General features: G+C 42.0%; 25 protein-coding genes. 11 read left to right on the top strand and 14 right to left on the bottom strand.

Annotation, left to right across the window (positions count from 1 at the left end; translation table 11 throughout):
- The 10 genes from ADA01nite_RS16935 to ADA01nite_RS16900 form a co-directional block, all read right to left on the bottom strand.
- Positions 1 to 1,501 (bottom strand): hypothetical protein (locus ADA01nite_RS16935; RefSeq protein ID WP_218029578.1); only part of this gene is annotated, 1,501 nt, incomplete at its 3' end.
- A gap of 2 nt (positions 1,502 to 1,503) precedes the next feature.
- Positions 1,504 to 1,767, bottom strand: coding sequence for a hypothetical protein (locus tag ADA01nite_RS16930; protein ID WP_146811454.1), 264 nt, complete (start codon positions 1,765 to 1,767; stop codon positions 1,504 to 1,506).
- Between the two features lie 176 nt (positions 1,768 to 1,943).
- Complete coding sequence (locus tag ADA01nite_RS16925) at positions 1,944 to 2,327, bottom strand: hypothetical protein (protein WP_146811453.1); 384 nt, start codon at positions 2,325 to 2,327, stop codon at positions 1,944 to 1,946.
- Between the two features lie 18 nt (positions 2,328 to 2,345).
- Entirely contained in the window at positions 2,346 to 2,483 is a 138-nt protein-coding gene (locus tag ADA01nite_RS22200) for a hypothetical protein (protein WP_170230347.1), read from the bottom strand.
- Positions 2,484 to 2,783: 300 nt separating this feature from the next.
- A complete protein-coding gene (locus tag ADA01nite_RS16920; protein ID WP_146811452.1) occupies positions 2,784 to 4,238 on the bottom strand; it encodes a hypothetical protein in 1,455 nt (484 codons plus the stop codon).
- Positions 4,239 to 4,475: 237 nt separating this feature from the next.
- On the bottom strand, positions 4,476 to 5,111 hold the full coding sequence (locus ADA01nite_RS16915) for a hypothetical protein (RefSeq protein ID WP_146811451.1): 636 nt from the start codon (positions 5,109 to 5,111) through the stop codon (positions 4,476 to 4,478).
- A gap of 353 nt (positions 5,112 to 5,464) precedes the next feature.
- A complete protein-coding gene (locus ADA01nite_RS16910) occupies positions 5,465 to 6,745 on the bottom strand; it encodes a MarR family transcriptional regulator (RefSeq protein WP_246147386.1) in 1,281 nt (426 codons plus the stop codon).
- A gap of 213 nt (positions 6,746 to 6,958) precedes the next feature.
- Complete coding sequence (locus ADA01nite_RS16905; RefSeq protein ID WP_170230346.1) at positions 6,959 to 7,291, bottom strand: hypothetical protein; 333 nt, start codon at positions 7,289 to 7,291, stop codon at positions 6,959 to 6,961.
- 386 nt (positions 7,292 to 7,677) lie between these two features.
- Positions 7,678 to 7,821 carry a hypothetical protein gene (locus ADA01nite_RS22195; RefSeq protein ID WP_170230345.1) on the bottom strand — a complete coding sequence of 48 codons (144 nt, stop codon included), beginning with the start codon at positions 7,819 to 7,821 and terminating at the stop codon, positions 7,678 to 7,680.
- A complete protein-coding gene (locus ADA01nite_RS16900) occupies positions 7,802 to 8,113 on the bottom strand; it encodes a hypothetical protein (RefSeq protein ID WP_146811449.1) in 312 nt (103 codons plus the stop codon). Before ADA01nite_RS16900 ends, ADA01nite_RS22195 begins: the two co-directional genes overlap by 20 nt.
- 136 nt (positions 8,114 to 8,249) lie before the next feature.
- Between ADA01nite_RS16900 and ADA01nite_RS16895 the strand changes: the two genes are divergently transcribed.
- The 3 genes from ADA01nite_RS16895 (at position 8,250) to ADA01nite_RS16885 (ending at position 9,881) form a co-directional block, all read left to right on the top strand.
- Positions 8,250 to 8,510 carry a helix-turn-helix domain-containing protein gene (locus tag ADA01nite_RS16895; protein WP_307724498.1) on the top strand — a complete coding sequence of 87 codons (261 nt, stop codon included), beginning with the start codon at positions 8,250 to 8,252 and terminating at the stop codon, positions 8,508 to 8,510.
- 184 nt (positions 8,511 to 8,694) lie between these two features.
- Positions 8,695 to 9,261 (top strand): helix-turn-helix domain-containing protein, encoded by a 567-nt coding sequence (locus ADA01nite_RS16890; RefSeq protein WP_246147385.1) that lies wholly within the window; start codon positions 8,695 to 8,697, stop codon positions 9,259 to 9,261.
- Between the two features lie 5 nt (positions 9,262 to 9,266).
- Complete coding sequence (locus ADA01nite_RS16885; RefSeq protein WP_170230344.1) at positions 9,267 to 9,881, top strand: PIN domain-containing protein; 615 nt, start codon at positions 9,267 to 9,269, stop codon at positions 9,879 to 9,881.
- A gap of 235 nt (positions 9,882 to 10,116) precedes the next feature.
- Here ADA01nite_RS16885 and ADA01nite_RS16880 read toward each other — a convergent pair whose 3' ends face one another.
- On the bottom strand, positions 10,117 to 10,695 hold the full coding sequence (locus ADA01nite_RS16880; RefSeq protein ID WP_146811447.1) for a recombinase family protein: 579 nt from the start codon (positions 10,693 to 10,695) through the stop codon (positions 10,117 to 10,119).
- A 514-nt stretch (positions 10,696 to 11,209) separates the two neighbouring features.
- Between ADA01nite_RS16880 and ADA01nite_RS16875 the strand changes: the two genes are divergently transcribed.
- The 3 genes from ADA01nite_RS16875 (at position 11,210) to ADA01nite_RS22190 (ending at position 12,560) form a co-directional block, all read left to right on the top strand.
- Positions 11,210 to 11,935 (top strand): hypothetical protein, encoded by a 726-nt coding sequence (locus ADA01nite_RS16875; protein WP_146811446.1) that lies wholly within the window; start codon positions 11,210 to 11,212, stop codon positions 11,933 to 11,935.
- A gap of 30 nt (positions 11,936 to 11,965) precedes the next feature.
- Positions 11,966 to 12,259 (top strand): hypothetical protein, encoded by a 294-nt coding sequence (locus ADA01nite_RS16870; RefSeq protein ID WP_146811445.1) that lies wholly within the window; start codon positions 11,966 to 11,968, stop codon positions 12,257 to 12,259.
- Between the two features lie 136 nt (positions 12,260 to 12,395).
- Positions 12,396 to 12,560, top strand: coding sequence for a hypothetical protein (locus ADA01nite_RS22190; protein WP_170230343.1), 165 nt, complete (start codon positions 12,396 to 12,398; stop codon positions 12,558 to 12,560).
- Between the two features lie 182 nt (positions 12,561 to 12,742).
- On the opposite strand, the gene ADA01nite_RS16865 is transcribed toward ADA01nite_RS22190, so the two are convergent.
- The 3 genes from ADA01nite_RS16865 to ADA01nite_RS16855 form a co-directional block, all read right to left on the bottom strand.
- Positions 12,743 to 13,159 carry a hypothetical protein gene (locus ADA01nite_RS16865; RefSeq protein ID WP_146811444.1) on the bottom strand — a complete coding sequence of 139 codons (417 nt, stop codon included), beginning with the start codon at positions 13,157 to 13,159 and terminating at the stop codon, positions 12,743 to 12,745.
- Between the two features lies 1 nt (position 13,160).
- Positions 13,161 to 13,928 carry a ParA family protein gene (locus ADA01nite_RS16860; protein WP_146811443.1) on the bottom strand — a complete coding sequence of 256 codons (768 nt, stop codon included), beginning with the start codon at positions 13,926 to 13,928 and terminating at the stop codon, positions 13,161 to 13,163.
- A gap of 456 nt (positions 13,929 to 14,384) precedes the next feature.
- The gene (locus ADA01nite_RS16855) at positions 14,385 to 14,654 is read right to left on the bottom strand and encodes a hypothetical protein (RefSeq protein WP_146811442.1); all 270 of its coding nucleotides are present in this window, start codon (positions 14,652 to 14,654) and stop codon (positions 14,385 to 14,387) included.
- A 671-nt stretch (positions 14,655 to 15,325) separates the two neighbouring features.
- Here ADA01nite_RS16855 and ADA01nite_RS16850 point away from each other — a divergent pair.
- The 5 genes from ADA01nite_RS16850 to ADA01nite_RS16835 all read left to right on the top strand — a co-directional run bounded on the left by ADA01nite_RS16850 (position 15,326) and on the right by ADA01nite_RS16835 (position 19,869).
- On the top strand, positions 15,326 to 15,739 hold the full coding sequence (locus ADA01nite_RS16850; RefSeq protein WP_170230342.1) for a helix-turn-helix domain-containing protein: 414 nt from the start codon (positions 15,326 to 15,328) through the stop codon (positions 15,737 to 15,739).
- A 120-nt stretch (positions 15,740 to 15,859) separates the two neighbouring features.
- Complete coding sequence (locus ADA01nite_RS22185; RefSeq protein WP_170230341.1) at positions 15,860 to 16,075, top strand: hypothetical protein; 216 nt, start codon at positions 15,860 to 15,862, stop codon at positions 16,073 to 16,075.
- On the top strand, positions 16,005 to 16,787 hold the full coding sequence (locus ADA01nite_RS16845; RefSeq protein WP_146811440.1) for a hypothetical protein: 783 nt from the start codon (positions 16,005 to 16,007) through the stop codon (positions 16,785 to 16,787). Before ADA01nite_RS22185 ends, ADA01nite_RS16845 begins: the two co-directional genes overlap by 71 nt.
- Positions 16,766 to 17,725, top strand: coding sequence for a conjugal transfer protein TrbL family protein (locus ADA01nite_RS16840; RefSeq protein WP_170230340.1), 960 nt, complete (start codon positions 16,766 to 16,768; stop codon positions 17,723 to 17,725). The genes ADA01nite_RS16845 and ADA01nite_RS16840 overlap by 22 nt, the downstream gene beginning before the upstream one ends.
- A gap of 11 nt (positions 17,726 to 17,736) precedes the next feature.
- On the top strand, positions 17,737 to 19,869 hold the full coding sequence (locus ADA01nite_RS16835) for a DNA translocase FtsK (protein WP_146811438.1): 2,133 nt from the start codon (positions 17,737 to 17,739) through the stop codon (positions 19,867 to 19,869).
- Positions 19,870 to 19,938: the final 69 nt, after the last annotated feature.

Here is a 19,938-nt window from a genome sequence, read left to right as displayed (position 1 = left end):
CCATTTGCAGCGCGTTCGCTAAGATTTGCGCTTCCTGTCCGCGCTGCTGCATCGCCATTGCCTGCACCTGTCTTGCATCGTCCATACTACGGCCGACCAATTGCTGCGCCAATTCCGCAATCGCAGCCGCTTTTCTTGTTTCCACATCGGCAGCTGTCGTTGCTTCAAGCGCAGTCGCTGGAAGTTGGCCAAAGAATCCGGTACGAATCGCATTGTTACGTACTTGTTCTAATGCGTTCTTGAGGTTTTCCGCATACAATGGGTTAAGTTGGTTTGCTGCTTGTTGCGCAGCTTGATCATACGAAAGAACGGCTGGCGCTTGCACCTGCGGCAACTGACTCATAAACTGCTGCACCACCGCATTTGGATCAACGGGAGGAGCGTTCAATTCATTAAAAATCTGCTGCAAGATCACTTCGTCCACCGGTGGTTGTTGAACTGTTTGAGCAGTTGCTCCTTGTTGTGCTGCTTGTACCGCTTGTGCCGGTGCGGTATTGGCTGGAGAGGCCGCTGCTGGTTTCGCACCTGTGTAATATTGTGTATAGTCGCGTCCGTATTGGTTCGCTGTTCCATATTTACTTAAATCAATCTTCATTCCTGGATACGCTGCTGCTGCCGAGCGAATAGCTGCACCAGCCTGCGATGCCGCCTTCATCCCAGCCTGATCCCTGTTTTTCTGTGCCGCTTGGTAATCAGCCTGCGCTTTGCCAAGGTTACGGAGAAACGCTTCGATGACCGGATTCGATTTTACAGAAGTGACCGTACCCACGCTTGTTTTCGGCGCTTGTACACTCACAGATTGTATCGTCTGCGCTTTGTTCCCCTCTTCTTCTTCCTGTGACAGAACCCCTTTATCAAAGACAGAAGAAGGAGAAGAAGCGTTTGCGAGAGCGTATTTCAAAGCGTTCGCCGTAGATGAATTTCCTCCACCTGCTATTGAGCTGCCGATGTATTTATCATTTACAAGAGATGTGTAAGGAGATTTTTCGTATCCGCTGTAATAATTATTTGATGCACTTTGAATATTCCCGTACATCTGCGCGCCAGGAAGATTGAGGGGAATCCGATAATTTTGATTATCTAACGCATATCCCCCACCGTATTTACCATCATATTGATAGACACTCGTTCCTTTTTTGGCGTAGTCCTGTGCGGTTTTATAATCGCTAACAACATGCGGAAACCCGTATTGATCAACGTATGCATAGCCGCCGCCTTTAAAAGTGTTGTTATTGTTGCTGATATTAGTTTGATAGGTACTTCCATTTGATTTGTTTCCAGAAGAACTGCCACCGGATGAATAGCTCGGGCTATTAGAGTATGAACTACCACCATTATACGAGCTTCTGCTGGAGCCGGAAGAAATAGGGGAGCCGCCGCTTGAATAGCGCGTCCCATCTTTTGCGGCAACGGAGTAGCTACTTTGTTTCTCTGCATACGATTTATCATTCGTAATGCCGGTTTTACCGTCTTTCGTGGTGTATCTATACGTCGTTGCCATTTCTACAACACCTCCCATTCTTTTGGATCAATCAGCCTGATTTCATTCACTACATACGCGCGATCCGCGATCTGCCTCGCCCGTCCGTACAAATTGCGGAATGTCCGTTTTCTTTCGTCTTCGGACTGCATCAGATACAGTCCTGGCGTATCAAGATCATTACTTGTGCCGACAGGCCACCCGAATTCCATCAGCAAACGACGCCCCATAACTCTGATAAACTCGTCTCTGTACCCTGTAAGCCGGCAGATTTCCTTGACCATCATTGAATTTTTTTGTCCTGGTCGAAGAAGTGACAGTATACGTCTTGCTTCGTAAGGTAGAGCTTCCATCGGTACACGATCCGGTATTTTTATATTTTCAAAGTCATCAGTAAACACGCTTCATCATTCCTTTGGTTTATAATTGCGCGTTTACCTCCTTCATAATTTTTTGCCGTTGGTTACAAGAATTTCTGATAATTTTCCCACTGATCTATCGAACGAATGAATCTCTCCATATCCAATATTTTTGCCTGAAGATGATTGATATCCAGTGTAGAGACATCGCCGCTCACCGCCTCCTCTGGCAAACCAGCTTCCTTCGCTACAGTTCGAGCATATAACCAAGCTCTCTTTTCGTTACGGCCGAAAGATACGAGATCAAGAATTTCTGCTCCTTTTTGGCACAGGACAACGATTTCGCTTGTGTTCGCTACACTCCGTTCTGTAACAAAAACACGCTCTAAACCTGCAGGAATGAGCATAACAGTATGAAAATCCTCTCCATCTCTCCATCTTTTCGCCTGATTTGTGGCCGTTAACGTATCTGCTTTGATTATGATCAACCTGCAACTCCTCCTCTCCTATTGATTTTCAACTTTTTTCATTTCTTTAGCTTTTTTCTCCCAGAAACGTTGGTTGTATTGGCGGATTTTTTCTTTGTTCTTTTGACGCCATTCCTTGTAATATTCACGCTTTGCTTGTTTAGCTAAATCGTTCATCTCTATCACCATCCATATTTATTTATTTTGTTTTTTCTATACTTCAAGCGTACGAAATCAGAGTTTGCTAGTTCTACTTTTGCTATTTCTTCTGCTACGCTGGTGTGTTTAGTGGCAACACCATTAACGAATTACACTCTGATAAAATCAAAAGATAAGATTACGAAACTCACCCGCACCATAGACACCATGTCGTGACCGTCAACAGACCATCATCCAACCTTCTCGGGAGAAACAAGAAAAAAAGCACCCAGGGGGATAGGGTGCTATCTAAAAAACGTATTTAATGGGACAGGTCATTTACCCCCCCAGTAATTCCTTTTTCAACTGAGTCACACGTGGAGGAGTTATACCCAACAAGTCTGCAAGTTGCCGCCTTGTAGCATGTGGGTGTGTCTCCATTGCAATTCTTAATTGTTGTAACTTACTTTCCTTTTCCGCTACGCGTCTGGCATGATATTGATCAATAGTTCCCATTCCTTTTGCTTCCCGTTCCAGGCGCTTTTTTGCGGCTTCGTATGCCTTATTCCGGATTTTAATCGTTTTAAGTTTAACTTGCATTTCATAGTCATCTTGGATGCCCATCAGTTCAAGAAGACGTCTATTGCTGTAGAACAGTCCGCCTTGCGTATAACGCTCTCGATTCCATGTATCATTTTGCCATTCCTCGTAGAAACGTTCTGCCGGCTTACTTCGCCGCAGAATCTCCTCTTCAGACGTATCAGCTAAATCCAGGATCGTGCATAATTCTTTTACACGCTGTTCGGCGTAGTTAATATCGCCATCACTACTTACAAGAGCATGAAAACGCAGCACCAGCGCCAACCAATTTCGCTTTGCATAATATGGCTCGTTACGTCGGTTGCGTTCTTCGACAAAACGGAATATATCATTTTCGCGTTCACGATTTAAAGTGAATTCATTCCAGCTACTAACCAAATGTGCAACTGTACTTTTTGACGCCACAGATTTTTTTGGTTTTACCTTTCGATCCGTAGATGGAACAAGATCATAAAAATCAATAAAATCTAACAGTGTCAATTCAGAATCGCTAACTTGATATGCGTAAACTTTATTCCCGCTTTTCCTATGTTTTGTTTCCGGAACACGTGTAACCGCACTTGGATTCTTCACCACATTGTCGCTGTTTAGCGACTGAAGCAAATTCTTCATATGGGACTGGATAGCATGCCAATCTATATCTGTAGGAGTCCCCTTTTTCATTTTGATCGGCGCAATCTTCCACAACAGCTGTAGACCTCGCCCAGTAGAAATAATGATATTAGGAGCAATAATGCTTCCCTCCGCAATCCATTTACCTATAAATTGCAAAGCTTGAGCATCACTAATATTAAACTTGTAATAATCCAGGTCTTGCACCAGCATATGCGTACAAACAATATTTTCTTGAGTACGAAGAACATCTGCTTTATCCCGCTTACGTCCACGATAATACGTAGAATAGCTCACATACGTATCCCAGCCGTAATACGATAATGTCCTAAACATCCGTTCTCGATCAGAATCATTATTCCGAAAAAACATTTGCCGACGTCGTTCATTACCCTTCCGATCAGCATCAATCTTCTGGAATACACAAACAAACCCTTGATAGTTACGAAAGAAATAATCAAAAAAGTCTTCCTGAGAAAGATATCTCACAGAAAAACCAACATTGGTTTCGACAAATGGCAAAGAAGCATCAGAAGATACAGGCACATACAAACTTTTAGATTGGACAACCGCTAAAGACACAAAAGAAGACCCCCTCGGTGTGTAATTTCTTTTCTTTTGTTTTCTTTTGTTGAAAGTGATGATACAGAAAACAAAGTTGCTAGTTCCAATTAAGGTCCAAAGCCCAGAAAGCACTTCGCTTGCTTCCCCCTATGCGATGCGCGCATGCTCGGGGCTACGTCCCTCATCCACCAACGAAATAAAAAAAGATGCCCGATTTTCTCGGACATCTCTGTAATAAACTTCAGCAGATTATTGCTATTCCTTTAAATAGTTCATTCCCTTTCCATCTAACTTTTTCAGTTCCTTCTCTTTTTCCATTGCTAAATCTGCAAATTTATTTAAAACCTTTTCGAAATGGTCTCTCACATCTTGTAAACCCTGTAATTTCTTGTCAATTAAAGGCATCTGAAAAGATTGAACATTCATGGTCTTAGCCATAGAAATATACGACCTCAGAGCAGTCTTTATAGACATAAAACCTAAGAACAAATCACCATGGGGAATATGCTCTTCATTTATTTTAGAAAAAGTTTCATATTCAATTTCTAATCTGGTTAAATTATCCCTAATCGAAGCATCAATTTTAGCTTCCCACTCTTCACTTTTTATAGGTATCCCAGCCTTAAGATTGGCATTAATTGCTTTTGAAAACTTTAAGATTAGATCCATGAATTCAATGATCACAAGACCATTAAACTGAACAAGATGAAAAACCTTTGAGAAATTCCTTAAGTCCTTTATATATTGAGTTTTTCTTTCATTTTTAAATTGCAGTTGTAAGACTACAAAAGCAACAAGTCCAGCAAGAAAAGCCCCGATCAACGATCCAAAAATAGAACCAATTGTTTGTAAAACTGCATCAATAGCAAATTTATAGCCGTAGAATTCCATAGAAAGCCTCCTTGATCAAAAAACCATAAGTAACGCAGGGAAGAGTTACTGTAACGGTACAAAAGAAAGTCTAACGTAGAAAGAAAAAGAAAAAACAAAAAGACACTACCGCGCTGCGCTTGCTTTCCCCGGACGCTCCGCGTCCAACCGGGGCTACGTCCCTCAGCCACCAATAGGATAAAGTGACCATAAATACCACGATACAGGTAAAAGATGCAAAGTATAGAATATAGATACTACGTAGTTAAGGTAAAACACTGGGGAACAACTGTAGCACCCTACACCGCCCTATCACCTGGTAAGGAACAGGGACTACGTCCCCTTAATATAAGCTGACAGACTATGGGACACCTTTAGCATGTTGATTTCATCCGCTTCAACAGCCTTGCAATAGCTGATTTTGATAAGCCTGTGATTTCAGCCAACTTACGTACCGATGAGCCAGGATTCTGAGCTAATGCGTCCTGAAGTAAATGTAATTTATCATCGGTCTTCTCACGTTCTTGGGCAAGATATACTTCCCTTGGCTTCACGCCTGTTTCTCGGCGTTTTTGACGCTGATAGATGGTATTTCGACGTTGCTTCTCGCGGCCATCAATGATGGTTTCGAGCTGTTGCTGTTCCTCTCGGGTAATATCCAGCCATTTAATAATCTTTGCATTTGTGAGGTTATAGCCAGCCCCAGGATAGCCTTTTTCTATGGCCAAGCGGTTCGCTTCAGCATTATTACGCGCAGCCCAAGCTTTTTCTGCGCTCTTAGTGGCGCGCACAACCTCTTTTTCTGGCAGCGGTCGTGTAAACTGCTCGTTGAAAGCTTTTGTATGTTCAAGAGCTTCTTCCGGATCGTTTAGCACACAGCATGACCAGTACCGGTATAGAAAGCATATTGTCTCCCGGAAACCATCTACTTCATAATTTCGAAGCTGAACCAATTTTGCCAGATCGCGAAGGCGAGTGAAATGCAACCGATAGACATTGTGCAGCTGCACGACTTTTTTTGGCCGGCCTTTTTTCTTCTGACGATCCGGATTCAGCTCCGGAAGGTAATCGTACTGTAGTTGGCGCAAATCATACCGATGTTCATGCCGGTATTCAACTTCTACCATCTCGCCGTTCTTTCCGTTCGTGCTGCCGGCAAGCCGGAAAATGCGTGCCGCGTCTGTCGCTTTCTTATCCGCGCCGATTTTAGCCAACTTTTCGGAAAAATTGTTCTCCAGTACCTGCCACAGCGGAAGCGCCTGGTAAGGGACTGGCTCAAGCAACCATACAAACACGATACCACGGCCAGAAAAGATGATGAGATTTGGCTCCGGAATCACGCCGTCCTTGATTAGCAACTCGACACTTCCGAGTATCCACTCTACATTAAGGTTAAGCAGATAAAAATCAATATCACTGTATAACGCACGTAATTGCCGTATATTCTCGATGCGGCGCTGGGGTATGTAAAAGGTATTCTGACTGAAATACACGTCTTCTCCCAGCCATTCTGAAAGTCTCCGGGCTGCTTCTTCCGGTTTGTAGTGCCGTTGCCGGTACACCCCATTTTCTCTTTTCGCAATCGTCACCCATCCATCCGCGTCATTATGCTGGAAAAAGAAATGACGGGTCGCTTTTTCCAAAACATTTCCCACGACATTTTTCCCCTCTCTCTTGAAGGAAAAGTCGCCCCGTTGTAGAATATAAATAATAACAACTTAAAAAAAGGGCAGACTTGTCCTGTACTGATTCGAGAAGTCCACCGGAGCGGCCAAACTCATGGGTGGGCTTTTCTCGTTCTTGACTAATTTCGACGTTAACAGCCAAATTCCTGCTATGAAAAGGAGCAGCCTGTTGGCTGCCCTCTCCTATTGATTCATTAGCAATTGCTTGATGCGCTTAATATCGGCGTCATGCTCAACGGAACGAATTGAAAGAAGCTCAATTACACTCTGCTGACGTTCTTGAATATTTGCCAGTTGACGAACTTCACTTTTCGCATCTCTTGTCTGCTCGTCCATTTTCTCAAGCAACTTGTCTGTCAGATCACCGATTTGTTTCGCGATTTGTTTCTGCCCTTCTTCCAGTGAATCCAGGCGTTTTTGAAGCGGTTGTAGCTCTTTACGTATTTCTTCACGCATGGGCTGCAGTTCTTCACGTATTACAGAGCGCATCATTTCAACCAATTTCTGCTCATCCATCACATGCAGCCTCCTTTTCAATATGGTATACTACAATCGAATATTTTTCCAAAGGCTCTTTTCTGTGGCAGCAGAAAGAGCTATTTTTTATTGTAACAGCTTTTCTGAACATTTCCAGTCTGTCGTCTATATCCCCTCTTCGATTATCATGATCTATTTTCTATTTAATCAATTCTGTATTATATAAACCAAAAGGGCGAGTTACAAATCCAACCCTTTCGTGAACAACGTCCCCATGTTATTCTTACTACATATGCGCATGTGTTACCGGCTCATAGCGTTCCCAGCGCTTTGAGCCATTTTCTTTTTCTGCAGCTCCGATATTGCAAACAGGATTAAGTAACGCTCCTTTGTGGTCAACCTAAGCCATTCAGATGCCTTGTATCTCATTTGTTTTCCTCCGTTCCTGATATGATGCTTTCGTCTTTCAAATCGATCGTTACACTGTCTTGGATTTGCGCCAACTTAATCCGGCATTCAAGCTCAACCTTGCGAAGAAGCTCACCTAAATCAATTGTAATTCTTTCCATGTTTATCCCCTCTCCTTTTCATATCCTCATTAGCCTTTTGTACGATATCTCTGGCAGCAATTTCAGCTCGTTCATGTGGGATAATACTTTCTGAATCCATCCAGTATAAAACATGTTCCTGAGTACCTTCCTTGCCGTCTTTGTGCAGCCGTACATCACTCATGAAGAAACACCATGACATAGCCGGTATAGCTGCGACATACCCTCGTTCTACTCGGAATAGGTACGTTTTCAGCTCGTTCTTATCAGGGCCGGCAATTTGAAACTGTTGATAGTATGAAGTTTTTTGCACTTTCTTGCCTCCTTCACTTCATTTATCATTTAGCGTTTAACTTATAACGTTATATTATACTATATAAAGTTAATCGTCAAATGTTAATCTTTAAATGTTTAACATTTTATGATAATATCTGTTTGAGGTGAAAATAATGATACGATTTAAACTAAGTGAATTGTTGGAGGAAAATGGAATTACCCGTAATGCATTGGCTCGTGAAGCAAAGGTACGACCTAATTCGGTGTATGAGATGTGCGATAATCAAACAAAGCGTGTGGATTTACAAACGCTTGATAAGCTATTGACGACATTAGGGGAGTTATCTGGAAAAGAAATTGTCTTAACCGATGTACTGGAATACATACCAGGCGTAGAAGAGAAGAAACAAGGTGAGGATAATCCGGACAAATAGATCCGGGTTATTTTTATGCAGAATTTAACCTCATAAATTTTCCTAATGTCGAATAAAAAAGGTGAGGTCATTAAGACCCCACCCCCGCCCTTACTGTGACTGGACATTTTTATTCTAAAAAGTTTCGTTTGTTTCGAATGTTTCCTTTTTATCATGGGTATATTATAATTGGAGGTGAAAGGAAGTGAAGGATAAAATGGTGAGTCAAAAGGAGATCCAAAATATTGAAGAGTTACTTCCGCAGCTTTCTGAAAAAGTTACCCAATTTGTAAAATTCGAACAATATCAAGAGGAAATTGTTCGAGGACTATCTCCGGAGGATTGGGAATCTATACAAAAACTTAGTGAATTTTCTCCTCGTTATGCTGCAATTATTAAAAGGATGCTTCCTCCAGTCAATGCAGTTCAAGTCGCAGATTCTTCTTTCTACGACTTTAACGCATTCGAGACTTCTGGCGATCCGGAATTTCTCTCTCCAGGCGAGGTTGCCGATCTCCTTGGAATTACTCCACAAATGGTACGAAGATATTGTAAAGAAGGAGCAATACCTGCTTACAGAACTCTTGGAAATCGAGGAAGCTGGAGAATAGATACCAAACACTTTTTTGCTAAATATCCAGATAAACGCGACTTATTCAGAGAAAGAATACAAGAAGATAAACGTCGCACCAAAGAAGTGATCGAAGCGCTTAATGAAATGGCTAAAACAGGAGAATATGATGCGCTGTTAGATGATAATAAGGAGAGTTGATACTGTTGTCACTGGGGGAGAAGCGCGCTTTTATTATCGATACAAATGTCATTTACAATATCGTTCACAGTTCAAGCAACCATGAAATTCAAGCATTTTTGAACACATATAATGACTGGCAAAACGGAGCTTACGATGGTGTTATGTATTTTGCTCAAGAAGTACAAAACGAACTGGAAGTACAACTACTCTCAACAAAGATAAATAAGAAACTACGTCCACGATTTCGTATGGAAATGTCGAAGTTCCGGACACTTCAATGTTCTTCAACAAAGAAAAGAGAACACGCGGTTCGACAGCTCGCTGCGTACGTTGCATACACTTATAAGATTCCGATTACAGGAAAGTACGAGGATAAAAACAGGGAAACCATGATGCAATACCCATCGGTCAGTGATGCCCGCATCATATTAACCGCCATTGACTATGAGTATGATATTGTCACTTCCAACATCAAAGACTTTCTCGTACTTTCCTGTATTAACCCTTTGCTTCATATCATTAGGCCCAAAGATAATTATCCCATTGTTTTTTCACAACAATTTTATGAAGAACTCGAAAGCGACGAGTTTGTTGAACATTTAAGAGAACAGATTATCAACGATGATAGTACTACATAATTTTTGACGTGAAAAACAACCTTAGTTAGGTTGTTTTTTTGTTTCCATAACCAAGATGACCGAACTTTAAAATGAATGTAGTAGGCAATTAGTTAAAATCAAGTGACCTTTTATTATCATGGAATTGCTAAACGTGGGTTTTCCGCGAAAATATTTGGGTGCCCCCCTCACGTTTTCTATTGCTCAAGCTCCAGAAAGCCCGATAAATGAGTGTCTAAACCTCATTAAGCGATTCTCAGTGTTCGTTATGACCGCTCTTTTTTGTATCACGTTCTTTTATAGCACGATATAAGGTAGCTTTGCTAATTCCTGTTTCCTCAAGAATTTCAGATATGCTCATTTCCTTTGCGTCATACAGTGCTAAAGCAGTCGCAACCTTCCTCTTATCAGCTTTGGGCCGACCACCCAACCGACCACGCGCTCTGGCCGCCTGTAGTCCTGCTGTAGTTCTTTCTGCAATAATATCACGTTCCATTTCCGCAAGTACCGCAAGCATACGAAACATCGCCTTTCCGATTGCTGTAGATGTGTCAATATTGTCGCGCAAACTGACAAACTCAATCCCGCGCTTCTCAAATTCCTGCGTTAGCTCTAATAACTTAAACGTAGAACGACCCAGACGATCAAGCTTGTATACCACAAGGGTATCGCCTTCCCGTAAAGCATCAAGACAGCGTTGTAACTCCGGTCTATCGTCCTTCTTACCGCTCATCTTCTCTTCATAAATCCGTTCACAACCAGCCGCCCGCAGTGCATCAATCTGCATATCGAGATTTTGGTCGAGAGTAGATACACGCGCATATCCGATTTTCATATGTACCGCTCCTTTAGAGTAGTTTCTTATCTCTATAGTATCTAAAACGGCCCATATTAGCAACATTGTTTTTGTAAACAGTTTTGATACTAAATCAAGAGCAGGAACCCTTATTCTTTTTTCTTTTCTTTTCTTTTTTCTAAAACAATCGTTTTTGAAACTATTGTCCAATTTTTTTGTTTACAATTTATAGAAAATAAATATAATTAAAATTACCTCTGGTGTACAAGGGCAGAGCCTCCACGGTGTTGCTACCACAAACAACATTCTTGCGGAGGATTCTCTCTTGGGCGCTGAACAACAGCGCTTATTCTATACATAGGAGGTACTGCGATGAACTGGAATAACTTTCGGAACGTCGACGTACTGCTTGTGATTGCTATGATGGCAATCCAAACAGCAGTTGCGTTGAAGAGCCTGCTGTAAAGCAGGTTTCTTCTCAGGAATATAACGTCGCCTTTATGGCGGCTTTTTTATTTTATTAGACTGTTTAAAAAAGAATGGAGATATACACATGAACGATCTTCACTTCAATTTAGACTTTTACGATCAACTACATTTAGGACGAAGTGATAAATATCGCTATGACTTCATCAAATTCAAATATATCGATCGGCAATATTACTCCAACATAAACCCTGTTTTAAATAGTGCTGTTTTTATTTTCCGAACTATACAGAATGGGGAAGGAAAAGGGAATGTACTGATCGATATATTGAAAGATGAAAATATTAATGGCGTCCAGGTGGCTTATCATAAAAACTGCCATTTTCATTTCATCGAAGATAGAGATTTTGAGGTCGAAGGAAAAGTAACGATCACTGATTACATCGAAATTACAATTTATGAAAACGAGCTTAGCAAGCAGTACGTAGCTATTTTAAAAGACCAGCTCTGTTATCCAAATAACGATAGCAGACAACGTTTTAAATTTCGTGAGATGAAATATCTTCTCTTTACCGAATATGACCACAGAAAGAACCTAAATAATACAAGCAATATTGAATTTGCACCTGTCTTCCAAAAACAGTTGGACGTTATATGGCATGAGAACCGTTATCGAAATTTCAACTCGATATCATACATAGACGAAAAGAACATTAAAGACGGTGATGCTTGGACTATGGTCAAAGAAAAAATTAAAAGCAATAGCGAGGAGTGGCACGATAAATATCGAAAAGTACAGGAAGAACTTGAGGATGAGCATCGGTCTTTCAAATACCGACCAGTCGAAGATTGATAAAAAATAATTCATGAAAGGGCAATGAACATGGAGAAAAAAATAACTCGGATTAGCCTTCTGGCTGATGAAGACATCAAAAAATGGTGGGAGGATTACGCTGACCACAATCACCGCCAGGAAAAGTTAAGAGAAGCTGTCAAAATCGGAATAGAGGTATTGGAAGGCAAAAAGGGAATCGTATCTACGGAAAAGCAGGAGTTATACGATGCAATCGAAACCTTACTACGGCAAGGGATTATTCCTCAAAGTATGCCGAAGAAAAAAGCTGATATAGCTTTACTGCGTCAAAATCGCCAGTCGATTTTGAATTCAATAAGATAATTTGTCTTTTGCAACATTTTTAATATTGTCCTACATAACTCATTAGCGATATAATAACCACTGTATTGAATAGAACATGCCGACTGACCATTAACTTCGATTCGATCCTTGTCTTTTCAGACAGGGAGGAGTTAAATTGAGCAAAATCGAAATTCTTTCAGTGATTGCAATTGTATTAGGGATTATTCTGATTGAGTTGGTAAGGAATCCAAAAAACAATCCCTACTATCGCATGTTGGTTATGCTTTTACTAATCACAGAAGCTTTTATACTGGGCTTTATATTAACCCAGTTTCTCTGACACGAAGATCGTATAGTATAGGCATGTTCATGAAAAGTTTAAAATCAATCACAAATTAAGGATCGAAAACAAGTAATGGGAGGGTCTTAAAAGGGTAACACCTTTTAAGATGTTCCCATAAACGTGAAAATAATAAAATACAAAAATAAAACCTCTGCTAAAACAGCAGAGGTTTTTGTATGTTACTTGGCTTCAATTTCATCTAATATTCTCTTTATCGCTTCATTAACCAGCGCTGTTTTAAATCCACGCTCGCGCCCCCTGGCCGCTTTGTTCATTCTCTTTAGTAAATCATTATGAATAAGGAATGTCTGCCTGGTATGCGTATCTTCTACCGTAGCCTTCTTTTTCTTTTCCAGGAACGAATCAATAAACGATTTATTATTACTTAATTCTGATTCGTTTTCTTCATCCTTTTCACTTTTAACTTTCATTGATACTTTGTTTTGTTCAGTATCATTGTTACTTTTTACTATTACGTTTTTTGTTTCAGTATTACTATTACTTAATACTGGTACATTTTCTTTATCAGTTTTATTTGCTTGCTTAGCTTTAGCGGCTCCACCGAGTTTATCAAACATATCGTCGAGTTTCGCCATGCTATAATACCTCCTTTAACAAGTCAAAATAAGGGTTCGATTTATCCGTATATACTGCCGGTTTTTCTTTCCTTGCTACCGCATTTGCATACTTAATCGTGCGTGTTATAACGGTTTCTGCCATGTAGATATCATTAGTAGCACAATACCTTCTTGCCTGCTGCATCATCTCGCCATGAAGACCAGTTCGGTTATCAACCATGGAGCCAAATACAGCTGCAACAGATAACTCCGGATTATTTTTTTCAGCAAACTGCTCTACAGTGAAAAGTACATTAATCAGCCCTTGAACCCCAAACAGCTCGGGTTGAAAAGGTACAACAACCTTATTACTTGCTGCCAGCGCGTTCCCCGTGACTAACCCCAACGACGGAGGCGTATCGATAAATATGTAGTCGTAATGCTCGTCCATGTTTTGAATTGCCTCTTTTAAAATAAACAGCGGGCGAGGATACAGGTCTAAATTTGTAAGGATCGCAAAATCAATCGTATTCATATCTTCATTGGCCGGGACAATATGCAAATTTTCATCTAAGTCAATTTTGATGTCATCAAGCATCCTCTTGCCAACAAATACGTCATAAATCGTATGTTCCACCGTTTGTATGTTCACACCAAACGAGAGCGAAAGATTTCCCTGTCCATCGCTGTCAATCATCAGTATCTTCGCATCCGGTTCCTGAATATGAAGAGCTGCTGCCAGATTCGCAATTGCAGTGGTTTTCCCTACGCCGCCCTTGTTCATCACAATACTAAATACTTTTGCCACGTTACACCCCTCCTACCATTATTAGACAAGGCCATTTTATCACCGATAGACGTTTAATTAAACAGAAACACTCGTTCTTAAAACGATTAATTAATATTGAAACTTAATACTGAAACATATAACTTAAACATAAAAAAGACAGGGATACCCTGCCAATACTTACATTATCACTATACTGAACATTATTTAACAGACTGCAGCAAACATCAATTAACCTGATTATTTATTCTTATTTTACCCGCTTTCAATGTCTAAAGTCCGCCCTTACATCCTGCAAGAAAAAATAGACAAGTATGTAACTTAAAAGTTCTGACAATAAAGAATAATAAATAGTCGGGGGTGTTTATTGCATGAAATGTCGGGTATGTAGCGCAAAAGGTGCATCGGACAAGAAGTGGGGCCTTTGTTCCAGCTGTTATAAAGCACAGAAGAAATTCGTAAAGAGCATGCCGAAAATTAAGGCTGCGTCCACATATAGGTGATTTTTCCATTCTCCGATACGGGGATGACTCTTCGACCATCCGGAACATTATGGATTTTTTGAATGTAAGTAATGAAGTCAGGATTATTTAGACACAACTCAATTATTTCGGCTGCAAGGATTGTTTTTGGCGTTTGAACAGCATAAGCGAGCTGCTCAAGCAACGCATGCGACTCTTTAGAGAGTCCTGCATTGACTCTAATTTTCTTATCACTACGCTCTACCCTTCCCTCTTTTCGAATCATTTTAGCCTCCCTCGACCGGCTTAAGTCCGGAAACGATTTCACCATAAAACCGTGAAACCTCTCCTCTACCGGTGAAATGATTTCATTGTTACAAGATGATATGTCGGCCAAAGCTTGTCCTATGCAGGGAATGTTCTTATATCAAATTCCATATAAAACTATGTCAGTAAAATAGATGCTCCCTTTCTTATATGACTTTTTAGGAAAGGGTTAATCTTATATTAGGTGCAGTTGTAAAAACGGGAACCGATTGCTGTTCTTATACGAAATGATGGTAAACTACAGAATTCTTTTTTATCCTTATGAAACAATTCCCAAAAGACAACGAGGAAAATTCACGCAAAAACTTTACTCAGCAAATAGCAGATGCAGGTGTAATCCCTATGAATACTTAAATAACGTACCGGAAACCAACCTGGCAACAAAAAAATTAAGGGAAACAGGGGAAACGCGGAAACCGGAAACGTTTATCGAAAAATAAAAAGACAAGGAGCGAGGTTATTCTCAGTCCTTGTCTTTGTTTTCTTGTTCTTTTTCCTGATTCCATTTCTTGTTCGCTTCTTCAATTTCTTTCGCTATTCGTTGTGCTTCTTTTTCGTCGATAATCCATGCCATATTGTTCCCTCCGCGGGCATATTTTTTTACAAATAACGAGAATGGCGGTGGTTTGTTTGGTAAAGAGTGTGTCCATTCCAGAGACGTTATATACAGAGTTAGACCGCGCCGGTGTTTTGTTGGCATATATGAGCGGCAGAAAGGAGCCTTATACAGTTGAAGAAATGTTGGTTATGTCTGCCGAAAAGTCAATTGCGCATATGCGTACAAATCACGAGGACTTAAAGAGTACTGTCTATATACCAGCTTCTTTATCATTGCTTAGTGGTGAAGCTAAGCTGCAAACCACAATCAATAAATACATTAAGAAGCAAAACTTCCGTATTAAAGCGATACAAAAGGCCACCAATTTACCTAACGCTACTCTGTACACGATAGCATCTGGGGAAAGGATGCCATCAGTTGATACATTATTTAAACTGCTTCCAGCCCTTGGGTTTCCTTCTCTCGATGAGCTGTTCACGCGATAGCTCTAATTTTTTTGTTCGGTTTTTCTCGCTAACGGAACTTTTTTTGTAAGTTTGAGGAATCGGACAATTTCTTCCGCACATAAGGTATTCTCAACAGGAACGGAAAGGGGGAGAAAGAGCGTGGTTATTACCAGTGTAACCCTGGCGTTTATGGCTTTGAAAATTGCCGCCGGCGGCTCAGTAATTGCCGGGACTGAAAAGCTGGTCGAGGGATTTTATGATGGTAAATTGCTAAAAGGCAAAAAGGGGAAAGGGGGGCGTCCTCATGAACGTACGCATCGCTCTGCGCGCGAAAGACGCGACGATTCCGGTTCAACCCAAAACATTGAGTTCTAATCCGGATTTTTTCATTCAATGGGTGGAAAGAGAGGTGAAAGCCGCCAGCCCGAAACAAAAAAAGGAGTGGAAGCGCATAGCCAAACAGTGCCTGTCCACATTCGAGAGCAGCATGCGCCGCGTATCTCCTTACATGCTCGCCGCAGCTCCCTCAGTGTTTCCGATTCCGGGTTTGGATCAGGCCGCGTCCCTGTTAAGTATAGTAGCGTCGTTTCTGTTCAAGCAAATGCTCCCCGACATTCCAGCACCACCAGCCAAATCCCCAACAATTCCGAGCGTGGCAGATGCCGCACATTCTATTCCGCAAGCAGTTCCGCAGACCATCCCGCAAGTTTCCACTGCCACACAAATAACCGCCCCAGCTACTGTTCAAGTAACCGCCACACCATTTTTCCCAAGCAAACACACAATGGATTCCATCATTCCGCATCCAGTATTCGGGAACAGCCCGACAGGAACAGACCTGGCACAGTTGTTTCAAGAAGCTATACAGTATCTTATTACGAACGGCTTTTGGTTCTTGGTCGCCATTTTCGTCAGCACCTTTATTTTAAAAGCGTTGGGATTCGAAGTGCTGGCAAAGAAAATGGCCAAAAACTCTCTGCGTGGCTTCGGAATTTTGCTTCTGTCGATTCCAACCTTGACCTTAATCGTTTACTTTATAAGTTGGATAATGTCCGACGTTCCTGGATGGTTACCGCCACTCAAGTAATACCGTATGCGGTTCTGGCGGGTGGGGTAGTGGCCTCTATGTTTTTATTTGCTAATCCGGTATCCGCTGCAGAACCTGTAACCCCGCCCATTCCTGACTATGCCCATTCATTTCTTTACTGGCTGCTCGGCTGGATATTTCGTTTAATATGCGGCGTGGTCTATACGCTTCCGATTTGGATTTTCACCAGCACCGGTTTCATGCACACCTTTTCTCTTGTAACCATTCTTTCCATCTCATTGATCGGAATAAAGGGAGTATGGAAAGGAATTTCTACAGGGTACGCCAAGCAAGAAGTATCCAATAAAGAGATTGGTGGCATGGTGTGGCGGCTGGTACTCGTTATGATTGGCATTGGATTTTTGCCGATGGGATTGGATACAATCACGCGTCTGATTAACCGTGTGACATTGGCTATCGGAAAGTTTGGATTTTCTCAGGTCACCAGTACACCGGATGTTTCCTATCTGAATAATGCGGTGATTACACAAGGTTTTAGTGACATTGATGTATTTAGCATGGCCATCTTTGACGCGCTGCTTTTATGGAATGCGATCCCGCTTCTCTTTCAAGCCGGACGCCGATGGGTAGACATGACTATTCTCGGTGTTGTTAGCCCGCTGGCGTTATCCTGCTTCGTTTTTGAAGACACGAAGCACTATGGGCGGACATGGTGGAACGGTGTGAAGAAAATCGGAGTAGAGCAAATATGGCAAGTGTCTCTCTTGGCGTTCCTTCTCCTTCTTATGTTCGGCTCCAAACAAATTACCGGCCCTGCGGATGTATTTGTCAAATTCCTGCTTCTTATTGGTGGCCTCTCACGTATGAAGCAACCTCCGTCTTTTATGCCGCGCGATGGAAAGTCTAAAATGGGTCGCTCTGTACAAAAGCGGATCACAGATACGGCGAAAAAATTAGTAGTCCCGAAGAAATCATAAGGAGGAAACGTATGCTTACCTTCTATGAATCAGCGGCCGGCGCGTTCGCTGATGGCCGCTTTGGTGTCGATATCGTTAAACATGGGCATGAGGTTACCGTTCGCTATTTTACACAATCTCGCCGCGTTCCTCTTCCTCCTTCTTCGTCTCCTGATGTATTCGTGCCGCGGGCTTATTATCAGGCATTTCCTAAGCGGGCGGCTTGTTTTCCATTTTCTTTTACCCGCACATTTGACCGGGCAAAGTTCTCGCGGATACCCGGTAACGTCTGGATTCAATTTCTTGCCCGAAAAAGGGATGAGCGTTGGTGCGAACTTATCATGGCACAGTACGATGCATACCTATCAGGTGTGCCGAATCCCTCTTCATTTTCCCTTTTCCGTCGCGTGCAGGAGTGGGCAGCGGTCAAGATTAATGAGATTGCAGGATGGGCGGAAGGCGGTGTTATCATTCCACAAACGGAGCAAAAAGAGCAGGAAGACGGTTTTCAAGTGAGCATCCGGATTGCCATACAAGAGGATCGCAGAAGCCGCATGCCGCTGATTCGGTTTGTTGAAGCACTCCTTTCACCCTTAGCCGATATGAACGAATTTGAGGTGGTTTCTACCTCTAAACGTTTGCTTTCGTACATGGAAGAAAGAACTTTTTCACCGGAAGACAAGCGGGATTTTTTGCTCTGCACATCGGAAATTCGCGCCTTTTTTCCAGATGCGATATATGAAGATGAACCACTTTTGTTGGAACATGTTCCGGAAGAAATCGCCACAGAAGAAATCCGTACACCGCGCGCCGATATTCTGCCTGCTGCGCCGGTAGAAGAGAGCGAAAAGCCGGACGTAGAAGCAGAACAATCCAAGCGGAAGTTAGAGAAGGCCATGCGAAAAATCGGCATCTTAGATGGGAAACTGGAAGTAGTTAGCATGGTCAAAGGGCCAACTCTTCAGCAAATCACGGTTAAATTGCCACGTGGCATGAAGTTTAATGATCTTTCTCGGCAACGCATGAACCTGCAAACCGAGCTTGGAAAAGAGGAAATCACTATTACGCAAGGATCGCAGCCAGGAACAGCGGCACTATTATTCCCTCGCGATACCCGCGACATTGTATGGCTGGAGCCAATACTTGCGTCAGAAGCGTTTCAGCAATATACCAAAGAACATGATTTGGCTTTTGTAGCAGGTGTAGACATTATTGGTCAACCAATATTTGATTCACTTACCCGCTTCCACTACGCGCTTGTTACGGGCGCGAAAGGCGGCGGAAAAACAGAATTTACAATGGGAATGCTCTATACCTTGCTCTCGTATAACTCTCCAGACATGCTACAAGTAACGATTATTGACCCAAAACGAATTGACTTTTCTTTCTTTAATATCGGATTCCCCCATATTACCGGCGTGATTACGGATACTGAGGAAGCGATAGAAACATTGGAAGGATTAACGGATGAAATGGAGGAGCGGTATGAACAATTAGAAAAAGCAGGCGTGCGCTCTCCAAAAGCATACCGGGAAAAGACGAAGCAGTCGATGCCGTACAAAGTAGTGCTTGTTGATGAATACGCGGATTTATTTATACAAGACAAAAGTGTAGAAGAATTTATTGTGCGGTTAGGGAATAAGGCGCGTGCCTGCGGTATTTTTGTCATTCTATGCACGCAGCGTCCTTCCGCGGACATTGTGACCGGGAAAATCAAAGGAAACTTCCTTACCCGCTTCTGTTTTAACCTTCCTGCTCATTCTGACTATCATACTGTGTTTGGCAAACAGATGAATCCGTGCTTATTAGGCAAGGGTGATGGGCTGGCAATGATCGAAGGGAAGAACGGATATATTCGTTTTCAATCTCCTTTACTTGCGGGGAATGAAACGGAGTTGGAAAAGAAGCTCTCGGCACTTAAAGAACGATGGGTAAACACACGCGACCAAGAGGAAAAAGACCAAGAAGAACAAATGGCGAAACTTCTTGCCTACATCGAACAAACCGGAGAAACTCGAATACGCGAGATTCAGAAATATATGGGAGTTCGTACCGTTGTCGCACAAGATATGATGCAAAAACTTGTCTTAAAAGGGGCATTACTTGCGCCAGATGAGAAGAACCCGCGGTATAGGCTGGCTAAAAGCGAGAATAACATGACGTGAAAATAAAAAGATTTCCATCATAAAATCCCCATCTGTTACAACTAATAATGTGTTAGAGCATGTCATAGT

It is taken from the genome of Aneurinibacillus danicus, from assembly GCF_007991215.1.
Lineage (GTDB): Bacteria > Bacillota > Bacilli > Aneurinibacillales > Aneurinibacillaceae > Aneurinibacillus > Aneurinibacillus danicus.
This window is presented reverse-complemented; position numbering and strand designations above follow the sequence as displayed.